The sequence below is a fragment of the Microbacterium ureisolvens genome (assembly GCF_019511645.1).
GTDB lineage: Bacteria > Actinomycetota > Actinomycetes > Actinomycetales > Microbacteriaceae > Microbacterium > Microbacterium ureisolvens_A.
The window spans coordinates 444,940-457,869 of record NZ_JAEUAX010000001.1; the positions used below are offsets into that span (position 1 = coordinate 444,940).

The window sequence follows — 12,930 nt, forward strand, 5'->3', positions numbered from 1 at the left end:
CTGACGCATGTCCGCGAGCGACCGGCCGGGCTCCCTCACCCCGCTCGCCCGACTGGGCTTCAGCCGTCTGACGGAGGCGGAGGCACTTCTCGACGAGCTCGCCGCCCTCATCGACGCGCCCCGTGACGCTCTCCTCGACGCGGCCGCCGATGCGGCCGATCCCGACGAGGCGCTGCACGCGTTGGCACGTCTCGCACGCCGTGACCCTGCACCCGTACGCCGCGCGCGTGAACGGCCCGCGGCCTGGCGCGCGCTGTGGGCGCTGCTCGGCGCGTCGACCGGCTTCGGCGATTTCTTCTTCCGGCATCCTGCAGAGGTCGATCAGCTCGCCGATGCGGGGGAGAGGCTGCCCACACCGGAGGAGCTCCGCTCCGAACTGCTCGCATCGATCGACGCCGTCGACGGGTTCGCCGCGGAAGGCGGCGAGAGCGCCTGGGTCGCCCTGCGCGTGCGCTACCGCCGGATGCTCGCGCGCATCGCGGCATACGACCTCCTGAGCCCGTCGCCGGTCGACGAAGTGGCAGTGGTGTCGGCGCGGCTCGCGGATGCCGCGGGCGCGGCGCTCGAGGCATCCCTCGCGGTCGCCCGCACCCGCGTCTCAGGAGGCGCCGTCGGCGCCGGGCTGTTCCCGCGCGATCAGGTGGCGCGCACGAAGCTGGCGATCATCGGCATGGGAAAGACCGGCGCGCGCGAGCTCAACTACGTCAGCGACGTGGATGTCATCTTCGTGGGAGGCGGCGACGACGATGCGATCGAGGAGTTCGGCGAGAGCCGCGTCGTCGACATCGCGACTCGACTGGCGGTCCAGACGATGCGCGGCATCTCCGGCGTCGAGATCGAGCCACCGCTGTGGGAGGTCGACGCCAACCTGCGCCCGGAGGGCAAGCAGGGCGCGCTCGTGCGCACGCTCGACTCGCACCTGGCGTACTACGACCGGTGGGCGAAGAGCTGGGAGTTCCAGGCGCTGCTGAAGGCGCGGCCCGTCGCGGGCGACGACGGTCTCGCGCAGGCGTACATCGAAGCGGTGCAGCCCAAGGTGTGGACGAGCGCCGCCCGCGAGAACTTCGTCGACAGCGTGCAGCGCATGCGCGAACGCGTCACCGAGCACATCCCGCCCGCCGACGTGCCGTATCAGCTGAAGCTCGGCCCGGGCGGCATCCGCGACATCGAGTTCACGGTGCAGCTGCTCCAGCTCGTGCACGGACTCTCGGACGACCGCATCCGGCAGCGCGGCACGCTGGAGGCGCTGGACGCGCTGGTCGCCGAGGGCTACATCGGTCGCGCCGAGGCATCCGCCTTCTCCCAGGACTACCGCGTCCTGAGACTGCTCGAACACCGCGTGCAGCTGCGCCAGCTGCGACGCACGCATCTGATGCCGTCGCGCCCCGAGGAGCTTCGTGTCCTCGCGCGCGCGACGGGCCTCGCCGACACCGGCGACGGGGTCTGGCAGCTGTGGGAGTCCGTCAAGCGCGAAGTGCGCGACATCCATGTCCGGCTCTTCTATCGCCCGCTGCTGTCGGCGGTCGCGGCGCTGCCGGCCGACGAGCGGGTGCTGTCGACCGCGCAGGCCCACGACCGTCTCGCGGCGATCGGCTTCGCCGACCCTGCCGGCGCCCTGCGCCACATCGCGGCGCTGACGACCGGTCTGAGCCGCAAGGCGACGATCCAGCGGCACCTGATGCCCGTCATGATCCGCTGGTTCGCGGACGGCGTCGATCCGGATTACGGCCTCCTCGCCTTCCGCCGGCTCAGCGAGCGGCTCGGAGACACCCACTGGTTCCTGCGCATGCTGCGGGACTCCTCCGGTGCCGCCGAGAGCCTGTCCCGCGTGCTGTCGGGCTCTCGCTACGTCGGGGAGCTCATCGAGTGGATCCCCGAGTCCGCCGCGTGGCTCGACGACCCTGAGCTGCTGCGCCCCCGCTCCGGCGTCGCGCTGCAGCAGGAGGCGCGCGCGATCCAGACCCGGCATGAGACGGTCGTCGATGCCATGCGGGCGGTGCGGGCGCTGCGGCGCCGCGAGCAGCTGCGGATCGCGATGGGAGCGATCCTCGGGAGCGTGACGATCGAGGAGGTCGCGGACGCGCTCACGACCATCACGGAGGTCACGATCCAGGCGACTCTGCGCGCGGTGCGCCGTGAGGTGGTGCCGCCCGAAGACGCCGCGCTCGACTTCTCGGTCATCGCGATGGGACGCTTCGGCGGCGCGGAGCTCGGCTTCGGCTCGGACGCCGACGTCATGTACGTCTACCGGCCGAACGGCGTCGATCCGCAGCGCGCCCACGAGCTCGCCCTGAAGCTGGTCGCCGCACTGCGCAACCACTCCGAGGACCACCGCGTCCCGCTCGAGCTGGACGCAGACCTTCGCCCCGAAGGCCGCAACGGCCCGCTCGCCCGCTCGCTCGAGGCGTATGAGGAGTACTACCGGCGGTGGGCGCTGTCGTGGGAGGCGCAGGCGCTGCTGCGGGCGCGAGGCGTCGCCGGGAGCGTCAAGCTCATCGGCGACTTCATGGAGCTCGCCGATCGGGTGCGGTACCCGCAGGTCGTCGACCTCGCCGCCACGCGGGAGATCAAGCGCATCAAGGCCCGCGTCGAGAGCGAGCGTCTGCCGCAGGGCGTCGACCCGTCGCGGCATCTCAAACTCGGCCCTGGTTCGCTGAGCGACGTCGAGTGGCTCGTCCAGCTGCTGCAGCTGCAGCACGCTCACGCGGTGCCCGAGATGCGGACGACATCCACACTGGGCGCGCTGCGCGCCGCCGAGAGCGCCGGACTCATCCCTGCCAGCGCCGCGGACCGGCTGTCGGACGCCTGGCGCCTCGCGAGCCGCCTCCGGTCGGCCAATACGCTGCTCTCCGGGCAGACGAGCGACGTGCTTCCGGTCGATCGCAAGAAGCTCGACGGCATCGGCCGCCTCCTCGAGTACCCGCCGCGGTCAGCCACGCAGGTCGAGGAGGACTACCTCGGCACCACGCGTCGCGCGCGTCGCGTGTTCGAGAAGCTCTTCTACGGCTGAACCGGCCCCCACGGAGCTTCCCGGCCGTGACGCGGGGCCGACGGCCGCGCGGGCCCGGCTGCGACCGGCGCCGCTCACGCGCGTGGGCAGTGCGGGATTCCGTCGATGCGGTCGCCCTCCATCGGGCTGCCGGTGACGGCGGCCACGACGCGGACCGCACGATCCCAATAGCGGGCGTAGTGATACGGGTCGGCGTTGACCTGCGTGCGATGCGCGACGAGGGTCGGCTCCACCGCCGCACGGTCGGGCACGCGCTCCGCCATGGCCCGGTAGAACACCGTGGCCGCGGTGTACGGATCGAGTCGCGCTTCGCGCGTACCCCAGGAGTCCTGCTGCTGGAAGAGTCCGATCGAGGTGGTGCGGGAGCCGTCGGGGTTCGTGACGCCGCTCGTCTCCCAGTCGCCGTAGTCGATGTTGCGCAACGACGATTCGCCCATGGCCGTCATCACGGCGATCGTCTGGTCCCGCGCGTCGAATCCCAGATCCCTGCCGGCCGCGAGGATCGTGCAGGCGTTGGTGAGCTGCTCGAACCGGTACCCGGCGACGGCGGGCTCGATGATCGGTGGCGGCGCCGGCGCGCGATCGTCCGGCGCGAGTGCCAGGTCGTCCGCCCATGACATCCGGAAGCTCCCCGCCAGGAGGGCCGCACCCACGAGGAATGCGCCGAACAGGATCGCCGGAACGGCGATCGCCAGCGCGACGCCGGTCTTGCGGCCACGTCGACGGGTGTGCCGATTCGGCCTCCGCCTGCGTGCGCCCGGCGACCGACGCGTGGTGCGCCGTCGGGTCGTCGCGCTGGTGCGGGCGGGCATCGTCCTGGCCTTCTGTCGGTAGGTGCGCGGATGCGCTCGTTCAGCCTAGGCGGCGCGCCGGGCCGCGGCACGATCTCCCAGCGAACACAGAAGCGGGCCCCGGTCTCCCGGGGCCCGCCTGCGGTCTGGAACGTCAGACGCCGAAGTACAGCTCGTACTCGAAGGGGTGCGGACGCGCGTTGAGCGGCTGGATCTCGTTCTCGATCTTGTACTCGATCCACGTCTCGATCAGCTCGGGCGTGAACACGCCGCCCTTGAGCAGGAACTCGTGGTCGGCGCGCAGCGCCTCGAGAGAGTCGAGCAGCGAGTTCGGCACCTGCGGGATGTTCTTCGCCTCCTCGGGGGGAAGCTCGTACAGGTCCTTGTCGACCGGCTCGTGCGGCTCGATGCGGTTCTGGATGCCGTCGAGGCCCGCCATGAGCTGCGCGGCGAAGGCCAGGTACGGGTTTCCCGACGCGTCCGGCGCGCGGAACTCGATGCGCTTGGCCTTCGGGTTCGAGCCCGTGATCGGGATACGGATGGCCGCAGAGCGGTTACCGGCCGAGTACACCAGGTTGACCGGGGCCTCGTAGCCCTTGACGAGACGCTTGTAGGAGTTGAGCGTCGGGTTGGTGAACGCGAGCAGAGCCGGCGCGTGCGCCAGGATGCCGCCGATGTACCAGCGTGCGGTGTCGGAGAGCTGCGCGTAGCCCTTCTCGTCGTAGAAGAGCGGCTTGCCGTCGAGCCACAGCGACTGGTGCGTGTGCATGCCCGAGCCGTTGTCGCCGAAGAGGGGCTTCGGCATGAACGTCGCGACCTTGCCCCACTCGTTCGCCACGTTCTTGACGATGTACTTGAACTTCAGGATGTCGTCGGCCGCGTGCACCATCGTGTCGAAGCGGTAGTTGATCTCCTGCTGGCCACCGGTTCCCACCTCGTGGTGCGCGCGCTCGAGGTGCAGACCCGACTCGATGAGGCGGAGGCTGATGTCGTCGCGCAGGTCGGCCGTCTTGTCGACGGGCGAGACCGGGAAGTAACCGCCCTTGAACGGCGTCTTGTTGGCGAGGTTGCCGCCCTCTTCGGCGCGGCCGGTGTTCCAGGCGCCCTCTTCGGAGTCGACCGAGTAGAAGCTGGAGTTCTGCTTCACCTCGTAGCGGACGTCGTCGAAGATGTAGAACTCCGCCTCGGGAGCGAAGAACGCGGTGTCGGCGATGCCGGTCGAGGCGAGGTACTTCTCGGCCTTCTTGGCGACCTGGCGCGGGTCCTTCGAGTAGATCTCACCGTTGCGCGGGTTGTAGATGTCGAAGACCATGACGAGCGTCTTGGCCTCACGGAACGGGTCGAGGTACGCCGTCGACACGTCCGGGATCAGCTGCATGTCCGATTCGTGGATGTTCGCGAAGCCCCGGATGGAGGAGCCGTCGAACAGCTGGCCGACCGTGAAGAATTCTTCGTCGACGGTCGAGGCCGGGATGTTGAAGTGCTGCTGCACGCCAGGAAGATCCGTGAAACGGATGTCGAGGAACTTGACGTCCTCGTCCTTGATGAACTTCAGCACCTCGGATGAATCTTTGAACATGAAGACTCCAGAGGTAGGGCATTCGGATCCGCCCGTACGGGCCGGGCACTTTGGCACGGTACCCGCGGGGCATTGCCCTCCAGTATCACTTGTGTTTCCGGGATGTTACGGCGACCTGGGTACGCTGGGGAAGTGACGCAGAGCATCCAGGACTACCCCGGCGAACGCCTCGGACTGCCCCGTGAGGGCGCCGGCTCCATCGGCCGTCTGGGCCGCCGCGTCGGCGCTCTCTTCCTCGATTACGGCGCCGCGTACCTCATCTCCGGGTTCTTCGGATGGGACCCGCTGGCGATCCTCGCGATCTTCGCCGCCATCCAGATCGTGTTCCTGCCGACGCTCCAGGGGAGCCCGGGCCATCGCATCTTCGGCCTGCGCCTGGTGCGCCTCGACGGCGCATGGGTGGGCCTGTGGCGTCCCGTCATCCGCACAGCTCTGCTCATCCTCGCGATCCCGGCGGTCATTTGGGACGCCGATCAGCGCGGCCTGCACGACAAGGCCGCGGGCACGGTGCTCATCCGCTCCTGAGACGACAGAACCCGGCCGGCGTCTCAGCCGGACCGGGTTCTGCGACGCGCTCTCAGCGCGGACGCGGCGCTCGGACCTTCGTCGGGTCGATGCCCTTCGGGATCGGCAGCGACGTGAGCGACTGCGAGACCGATTCGATGCGCTTGATGACTGCGGCCATCGTCGCCCGGTCGATCTTGTTCGGCAGCGCCTTTATGGTCGGCGCGAGCTTCGAGATGGGCGTCTCGCCCTCGCCGTGGCCGACGTACAGCACCGTCAGGGGAACGCCGGAGGCCACCCGCTGCACCTTGGAGCGCTCGTCGTTCACGAGCCGCGTGAGGCGCCCACGGGCCCCCTCGCCGACGATCACGACGCCGCCACGACCGATCGCGCGGTAGACGGCCTCCTGGGTCTTGGGGTTGATGCCCACCGGCATCTCGCTGGCCTGCCACTTGCGGCCCAGCGACGTCGACAGGACGTGGCCGGTGGCTCCCGGCATTCCGTCGATCTTCTTGTACATCGCGCGGGTTGACAGACGGGTCATCGTCATCATCGATGCGAGCACGCCCAGCATGAGGCCGGTGACACCCCACAGGATGACGCTCCAGACGGCGACCGGCGGGATGACGAAGCCGATGCCCACGCCGACGGCGATGCCGAGCAGGAGGATGCCGATCAGCAGGAACGGCAGCCAGCGGAACTCCTTCTGAGTGAAGGTGTAGAGGGTACGGATCTGGGAGAAGAATCCCGGGCCCTTCTCGGGGGCGGAACTGCGCGCGGCCATAGCTTCCAGCCTACCTTTTCGCAGGCTCCTGCTCGGCTCCTCCACAGTCGAGCGCGAGCGGCATCCATCCACAGACGTCGCCGCACCGCGGAGGCGGCAGAGCACGCCGGCGCACACTGGCCACATGACCACCGCCGACGGCACGCTCAGCAGGCCCTACCGTGTCATCCGCGCGGTGCGGGCGCGGGAGGACGGCCCGTGGCCGGGCACTCTCGTACGCACCGCCGGCGGTGACGCGTGGGTGCTGGTGGACGCCGCCGTTCTCGGCGCGGACTGGAGGGGATGGCAGGCCGCCCCCGACGGCCATGTGCTGACCCCGGTCGACGTCGTGCGACGCGTGGACGGACACGACGTGGTGATGCCCGTGCTCTCGGAGCGCCTCGAGGACTTCGTGCGCCGCCGTGCCGCACGGATGCCGCTCAGCATGGGTGAGGCCGTGACACTCGGCGTGAGCGTGCTGCGGGGCTGCGTCCAGATCGCGGGCGAGCCCGATGCCGCGGGCGAATGGTGGCTCGACGACGCGGGCAGGCCGGTGCTGGTGACGGATGCCTCGGCCCGGCGCGCGCTGGAGGCGTCCGCGGCCGTCCTCGAGGAGGCGGGCGTCGACCCGCCCGCACAGCGCACGTGGCAGACCGCGCTGCGCGCCGTCACCGCGGAGCGCGTCTCGGTCCTCGAGCTCGAGGCCGCTGAGGAGGCGCTGTTCGCCCTCGCCGAGGCGGAGCCGCTCATCACCGTCAGTCTGAGTCCCCGCAGTGCCACCGAAGGCGTCGCCCGCGCCCACGAGGAGACACGCCGCCTGGCCGACGTGCCACACGAGCCGGCTCCGCGTTCGATGTGGCAGACGCTCGTCGCCGGCGTGGACGACGATCTCGCCGACACCGTCTCGCGGGCGACGACGGCGGTCTGGCGGCGACTGCGCCGCACGGGGGACGGGGCGAAGACCGGGCCGCGACGCGCGCCGTGGCTGGTCGGCGGAGCCGTCGCGGCGGCCGTCCTCGCCGGTGGCGCGCTGTGGCCGAGCGCGAGCGGGGTGGCGACCGACGAGGGTGCCGGCGCCGCGCCCAGCGCGACGCCCGAACCTGGGGCACCCGTTCCCGCGGGTTCCGAACCACCGGCGCCGTCCGCGAACGGTGCACCGGCGGGGGAGCCCGCCGACCTCGAGCGCACGACGGCAGGCCTGCTGGATGCACGGAATGCCTGCGCCGGGGATGCCGCCTGCCTCGCGGCCGTGACCGTGGACGCGGTCCCGCTGGCCGGTGGCGCCATCGACGAGCCTGCGACAGGGCGCACGGTGACGCTGCTCGACGATTTCGGCGACATCGCGGTGCTCCGGGTGGACGCGGAAGACGCGTCCGTCCCGTCGCAGATGGTCGTCGTCCTGCGCCGAGATGACAAGTGGCTGCTGCGCGACGTCTCCGACGTCGCGCAGCAGCCCTAGAAGCGGGAACGGCCCCTGATCAGATGCCCAGGTTCGCCACGAACGACGCCGCTTCGAGGCGCGTCTTCACGGCGCCGAGGAAACGTGCGGCGTCCGCGCCGTCGATGACGCGGTGGTCGTACGAGAGCGCGAGGTACACGTACGAGCGCACCGAGATCGCGTCCTTGCCGTCGACCGTCACGACGCCGGGGCGCTTGACGACCACGCCGGTGCCCAGGATGGCGGTCTGGGGCAGGAACACGACGGGGGTGTCGAACAGCGCGCCGCGCGAACCGGTGTTGGTCAGCGTGAACGTGCCGCCCGCAAGCTCGTCGGGCTTCAGCTTGTTGTCGCGCGTGCGAGCGGCGAGGTCGGCGATCTCGTGGGCGATCTGCGCGAGGTTCTTGTCGGCCGCGTCGCGGAGCACCGGCGTCAGCAGGCCCCGCTCGGTGTCGACGGCGATCGACAGGTTCTCGGTCGCCGGGTACACGATCTGGTCGCCGTCCACCGTGGAGTTGACGACGGGGTACGCCTGCAGCGCCTCGGCGGCGGCCAGCGCGAAGAACGGCAGGAACGACAGCTTGTCGCCGGTCTTGGCGAGGAAGTCGTTCTTCACCTTGTCACGGAAGCTCGCGAGCTTCGTGACGTCGACCTCGACCACCGTGGTGAGCTGCGCCGTCGACTGCATCGACTCCACGGCCCGCGAGGCGAGCACCTTGCGCAAACGCGACATCGGCTGCGTCGTGCCGCGCAGCGGCGACACCTCGAGCGCGGGCGCGGCCGCCGTGGCGGGAGCGGGGGCGGCGGGAGCCGACGCGGCCGCCTCGGCGGCCTTCAGCACGTCCTCCTTGCGGATGCGACCACCGACGCCCGTGCCCTTGACCGAGCCGAGGTCGACGCCCTGCTGCTGAGCGAGGCGACGCACGAGCGGCGTGACGTAGGTGATCCCGTCCTCCTCGGCGACCAGTGCCGGCGCCGCAGCCGCCGGTGCTGCGGCGGGGGCAGGAGCGGCAGCCGGTGCGGGAGCGGCAGCGGGCGCCGCGGCCGGCGCCTGGGCCGGAGCAGCGGGAGCCGGTGCTGGAGCAGCGGGAGCCGGTGCCGGAGCAGCGGGAGCCGGTGCTGGAGCAGCGGGAGCCGGTGCCGGAGCAGCGGCCGGTGCCGGAGCCGGAGCAGCGGCCGGTGCCGGCGCCGGAGCGGCGGCGGGGGCAGGAGCGGCCACAGCGGGCGCGGAGCCGGCCTCGCCGATGCGGGCGAGCGGTGAGCCGACGCCGACCGTCTCGTCCTCGGCGACGAGGATCTCGGTGAGCACACCCGCGAACGGCGACGGGATCTCGGTGTCGACCTTGTCGGTCGAGATCTCGAGGAGCGGCTCGTCCACGGCGACCTCGTCGCCCACCTGCTTGAGCCAGCGAGTGACGGTGCCTTCGGTCACGCTCTCCCCGAGCTCGGGCAGGACGACGTCCTTGCCGCCTGCCGGTGCGGCGGGCTGCTCGGCGGCGGGTGCCGGCGCGGCCTCGGCGGGGACCTCTGCAGCAGGCGCCTCTGCGGCAGGCGCCTCTGCGGCGGGGGCCTCTGCCGGTGCGGCCGGGGCCGGCTCGGCGGCTGCGGCCTCGGGGGCCGGGGCCGCGGCGGGGGTGCCCGAGCCGTCGCCGATCTTGGCCAGCACGGCGCCGACCTCGACGGTCTCGTCCTCCTGCACGAGGATCTCCTCGATCACGCCGCTGACGGGCGAGGGGATCTCCGTGTCCACCTTGTCCGTGGAGATCTCGAGCAGGCCCTCGTCCGCCTGGACCGTATCGCCGACGTTCTTGAGCCAGCGGGTGACCGTTCCCTCTGTCACGCTCTCGCCGAGAGCGGGGAGGACCACGGATGTGCTCATGAGGATGTCTCCTTCTGAAGAAATATCGGATCTAGCTTAGTGATGGGGCGCGGCCCGAAGGGTCACAGAGCGTGCAGCGGCTTGCCCGCCACGGCGAGGAACGCCTCGCCCAGCGCCTCGGACTGGGTCGGGTGCGCGTGGATGAACGGCGCGATGTCTTCGGGGTGGGCCTCCCAGCCCACCACGAGCTGACCTTCGGTGATGAGCTCGCCCACGCGGTCCCCGATCAGGTGGACGCCGAGGACCGGCCCCTCCTTCGCACGGACGACCTTGACGATCCCGCTCGTGCCGAGGATCTCGCTCTTGCCGTTGCCGGCGAGGTTGTACTCGTACGCCACGATTCCGTCGGCGCCGTGCGCGTCGGCCGCCTGCGCTTCGGTGAGGCCCACGGAGGCGACCTCCGGGTGGCTGTACGTGACCTTGGGGATGTGCGCGTCGGGGATCACCACCGGGGAGAGGCCGGCGATCTCCTCGGCGACGAAGATCCCCTGCTGGAATCCGCGGTGCGCGAGTTGGGGGCCCGGGACGATGTCACCCACCGCCCACACGTGGTCGACGCCGGTGCGCAGCCGCTCGTCGGCGATGACGAAGCCGCGGTCGATCGTCACACCCGCCTCCTCGTAGCCGAGGCCCGCGGTCGCCGGCCCGCGCCCGACGGCGACGAGTAGGTAGTCCGCGGTGAAGGTCTTGCCGTCCTCCAGCGTCGCGGTCACGGCGTCCGCGGTCTGCGTCGCGCTCTGGAACCGCACGCCCAGCGAGTACTGGATCCCGCGCCGCCGGAAGGCGCGCTCGAGGCCCTTGCTGAGCGCCAGATCCTCGTTGGGCACCAGGTGGTCGAGCGCCTCGACGATGGTGACCTCGCTCCCGAACGAGCGCCAGACGCTCGCGAACTCGACGCCGATGACGCCGCCGCCCAGGATCACCACGCTGCCGGGGATCTCATCGAGCTCGAGCGCGTGCTCGCTGGTGAGGATGCGGCCGCCGATCTCGAGCCCGGGCAGCGTCCGGCTGAACGAGCCGGTCGCAAGCACGACGTCGGCGCCGCGGTACAGGTCGTCTCCGACGCGGACGGCGGGGCCCGCCTCGAGGCGTCCCTCACCGGTCACGACGGTGATCCCGCGGGCCTTGACCAGTCCTTCTAGACCCTTGTACTTCTTCGCGACGATGCCCTCGCGGTAGGCGCGGACGCCCGACGGGTCGATGCCGTCGAAGGTCGCGCGGATGCCGATGGCCGCAGCATCCCGTGTCGTGTCGGCCACCTCCGCCGCGTGCAGCAGGGCCTTCGTCGGGATGCAGCCGCGGTGCAGGCACGTCCCTCCCACCTTGTCCTTCTCGACAAGGGCTACGGTCTTGCCGAGTTCTGCAGCGCGCAGCGCGGCCGCATAGCCGCCGCTTCCACCGCCGAGAACGACGAGATCGAAGGAGTGGTCGGTCATCGTGCCTCCTCATCGAGGTCTGCCAGGACGAAGCGGATCAGGCTGCGCACGGTGGCGGCAGTCGGTCCCTTGTCGGTGAAGCCGTATGGCGCGCCCTTGTGGGTCCCGCTGCCGGCGATGTCGAGATGCACCCAGGGGATTCGGGGTGCATCCGTCTCGCCGGCGGTACGGCCGACGAAATGACGCAGGAACAGGCCTGCGAAGAGCGAGCCGCCGGCAGGATCGCCGATCTTGGCGTTCTGCAGGTCGGCGATGGGGGAGTCGAGCTCCTCGAGCATGTGCGCGGGCAGGGGCAGCTGCCACGCGGGCTCGCCCGTCTCGGCGGCGGCTGCGAGGTACGCGGCCACGGCGTCGTCATCGCCCATCACGCCTGTGTGTCGGGTTCCGAGGGCGATGAGGATCGCACCGGTGAGGGTGGCGACGTCGACGATCACGTCGGGGTTCTCGCGACTGGCGGCGACCAGGCCGTCGGCGAGCACCAGGCGACCCTCGGCGTCGGTGTTGAGCACCTCGACCGTCGTGCCGTCGAGCAGCCGCAGCACGTCACCGGGGCGTGTGGCGCGGCCCGACGGCATGTTGTCGGCGACGCAGAGCCACGCCGTGACCTTGACAGGAGCGCCGACGGATGCCACGGCCCGCAGCACGCCGAGCACGGTGGCGGCGCCTGCCATGTCGTACTTCATCCCCACCATCGACGCAGCCGGCTTGAGCGACAGGCCGCCGGTGTCGAAGGTGATGCCTTTGCCCACCAGTGCGAAGTGCTTGGCAGCACCCTCGGGCGCGTAGTCCAGACGGATGAGGCGAGGCGGGCGGTCGGAGCCCTGTCCCACGCCGAGGATCCCGCCGAACCCCTGCTCGCGCAGCTGCTCCTCGTCGAGCACCTCGACGATGACGGGAAGATCCGCCACTGCCTCGCTGGCACGCGCGGCGACGTCCGCCGGCCCGAGCCATTCCGCCGGGATGTTCACGAGATCCTTGACGAGGGCGACGGATGCTGCGGTCTCGACGATCAGCTTCAGCGCGGCGTCGTCCGGCTCGGCGGTGCCGTGCACGACGACGCGCTGGGCACGGGGCTTCGGCGGTTCGGTCTTGTACCCCTCGAAGCGATAGCCGCCCAGCGCGGCGCCCTCCGCGACGGCGGTCCACAGCGAAGGATCGGCGAACGGCGCGGCCACGGCGACGGCCTCGAACCCGGTGATGGCGCGGATCGCCGCACCGACCGCATCGCGCAGGGCCGCAGCATCCGGAGTCGAACCGGTCCCGACGACCGCCAGCGGGATCGCGGCCGCGTCCGGCGCGTACACGCGCACCCAGGCACCGGGGGCCCCGGTGAAGCCCACCGCCGACAGCGCCTCGCCCAGGCCCGGCCAGTCGGAGAGATCCGGGGATCCCTCGGCGTCGAGCGGGGGGAGCGCGAGGAGGAGAAGGTCTGCGTCGGACTCTCGGACGGGTGCAGTGCGGTACTCGAGGTCGGGGAACGACATGGTCTCCATCCTAGGGACGACGACTGTTCGCTCTGAGCGCGACCCC

9 protein-coding genes are annotated in these 12,930 nt (G+C 71.0%); 3 read left to right on the top strand and 6 right to left on the bottom strand.

The window, feature by feature from the left end; translation table 11 throughout:
* Positions 1-7 precede the first annotated feature (7 nt).
* Positions 8-3,010 (top strand): bifunctional [glutamine synthetase] adenylyltransferase/[glutamine synthetase]-adenylyl-L-tyrosine phosphorylase, encoded by a 3,003-nt coding sequence (locus JNB61_RS02130; RefSeq protein WP_220338621.1) that lies wholly within the window; start codon positions 8-10, stop codon positions 3,008-3,010.
* 74 nt (positions 3,011-3,084) lie between these two features.
* Here the strand turns inward: JNB61_RS02130 and JNB61_RS02135 are convergent, their stop codons facing one another.
* On the bottom strand, positions 3,085-3,822 hold the full coding sequence (locus tag JNB61_RS02135) for a peptidase M23 (protein WP_220338622.1): 738 nt from the start codon (positions 3,820-3,822) through the stop codon (positions 3,085-3,087).
* A 133-nt stretch (positions 3,823-3,955) separates the two neighbouring features.
* Positions 3,956-5,380, bottom strand: a complete 1,425-nt coding sequence (glnA, locus tag JNB61_RS02140) for a type I glutamate--ammonia ligase (RefSeq protein ID WP_159844129.1) — start codon at positions 5,378-5,380, stop codon at positions 3,956-3,958.
* A 132-nt stretch (positions 5,381-5,512) separates the two neighbouring features.
* On the opposite strand from glnA, the gene JNB61_RS02145 reads away from it, so the two are divergent.
* Positions 5,513-5,905 carry an RDD family protein gene (locus tag JNB61_RS02145; protein WP_308289056.1) on the top strand — a complete coding sequence of 131 codons (393 nt, stop codon included), beginning with the start codon at positions 5,513-5,515 and terminating at the stop codon, positions 5,903-5,905.
* A 52-nt stretch (positions 5,906-5,957) separates the two neighbouring features.
* On the opposite strand, the gene JNB61_RS02150 is transcribed toward JNB61_RS02145, so the two are convergent.
* Entirely contained in the window at positions 5,958-6,668 is a 711-nt protein-coding gene (locus tag JNB61_RS02150) for a DUF4191 domain-containing protein (protein ID WP_159844133.1), read from the bottom strand.
* A gap of 124 nt (positions 6,669-6,792) precedes the next feature.
* On the opposite strand from JNB61_RS02150, the gene JNB61_RS02155 reads away from it, so the two are divergent.
* Complete coding sequence (locus JNB61_RS02155; RefSeq protein ID WP_220338623.1) at positions 6,793-8,106, top strand: hypothetical protein; 1,314 nt, start codon at positions 6,793-6,795, stop codon at positions 8,104-8,106.
* A gap of 19 nt (positions 8,107-8,125) precedes the next feature.
* On the opposite strand, the gene sucB is transcribed toward JNB61_RS02155, so the two are convergent.
* From sucB to JNB61_RS02170, 3 genes are all read right to left on the bottom strand, one after another.
* Positions 8,126-9,964, bottom strand: coding sequence for a 2-oxoglutarate dehydrogenase, E2 component, dihydrolipoamide succinyltransferase (gene sucB / locus JNB61_RS02160; RefSeq protein WP_220338624.1), 1,839 nt, complete (start codon positions 9,962-9,964; stop codon positions 8,126-8,128).
* A gap of 62 nt (positions 9,965-10,026) precedes the next feature.
* Positions 10,027-11,400, bottom strand: coding sequence for a dihydrolipoyl dehydrogenase (gene lpdA / locus JNB61_RS02165; RefSeq protein ID WP_220338625.1), 1,374 nt, complete (start codon positions 11,398-11,400; stop codon positions 10,027-10,029).
* A complete protein-coding gene (locus JNB61_RS02170; RefSeq protein ID WP_220287741.1) occupies positions 11,397-12,884 on the bottom strand; it encodes a leucyl aminopeptidase in 1,488 nt (495 codons plus the stop codon). Before JNB61_RS02170 ends, lpdA begins: the two co-directional genes overlap by 4 nt.
* Positions 12,885-12,930 lie beyond the last annotated feature (46 nt).

Bases quoted from the DNA above. Each gene is read 5' to 3' on its own strand.
- JNB61_RS02130 (WP_220338621.1), top strand. From the start codon at position 8: ATGTCCGCGAGCGACCGGCCGGGCTCCCTCACCCCGCTCGCCCGACTG.
- JNB61_RS02135 (WP_220338622.1), bottom strand. From the start codon at position 3,822: ATGCCCGCCCGCACCAGCGCGACGACCCGACGGCGCACCACGCGTCGG.
- glnA (WP_159844129.1), bottom strand. From the start codon at position 5,380: ATGTTCAAAGATTCATCCGAGGTGCTGAAGTTCATCAAGGACGAGGAC.
- JNB61_RS02150 (WP_159844133.1), bottom strand. From the start codon at position 6,668: ATGGCCGCGCGCAGTTCCGCCCCCGAGAAGGGCCCGGGATTCTTCTCC.
- JNB61_RS02155 (WP_220338623.1), top strand. From the start codon at position 6,793: ATGACCACCGCCGACGGCACGCTCAGCAGGCCCTACCGTGTCATCCGC.
- sucB (WP_220338624.1), bottom strand. From the start codon at position 9,964: ATGAGCACATCCGTGGTCCTCCCCGCTCTCGGCGAGAGCGTGACAGAG.
- lpdA (WP_220338625.1), bottom strand. From the start codon at position 11,400: ATGACCGACCACTCCTTCGATCTCGTCGTTCTCGGCGGTGGAAGCGGC.
- JNB61_RS02170 (WP_220287741.1), bottom strand. From the start codon at position 12,884: ATGTCGTTCCCCGACCTCGAGTACCGCACTGCACCCGTCCGAGAGTCC.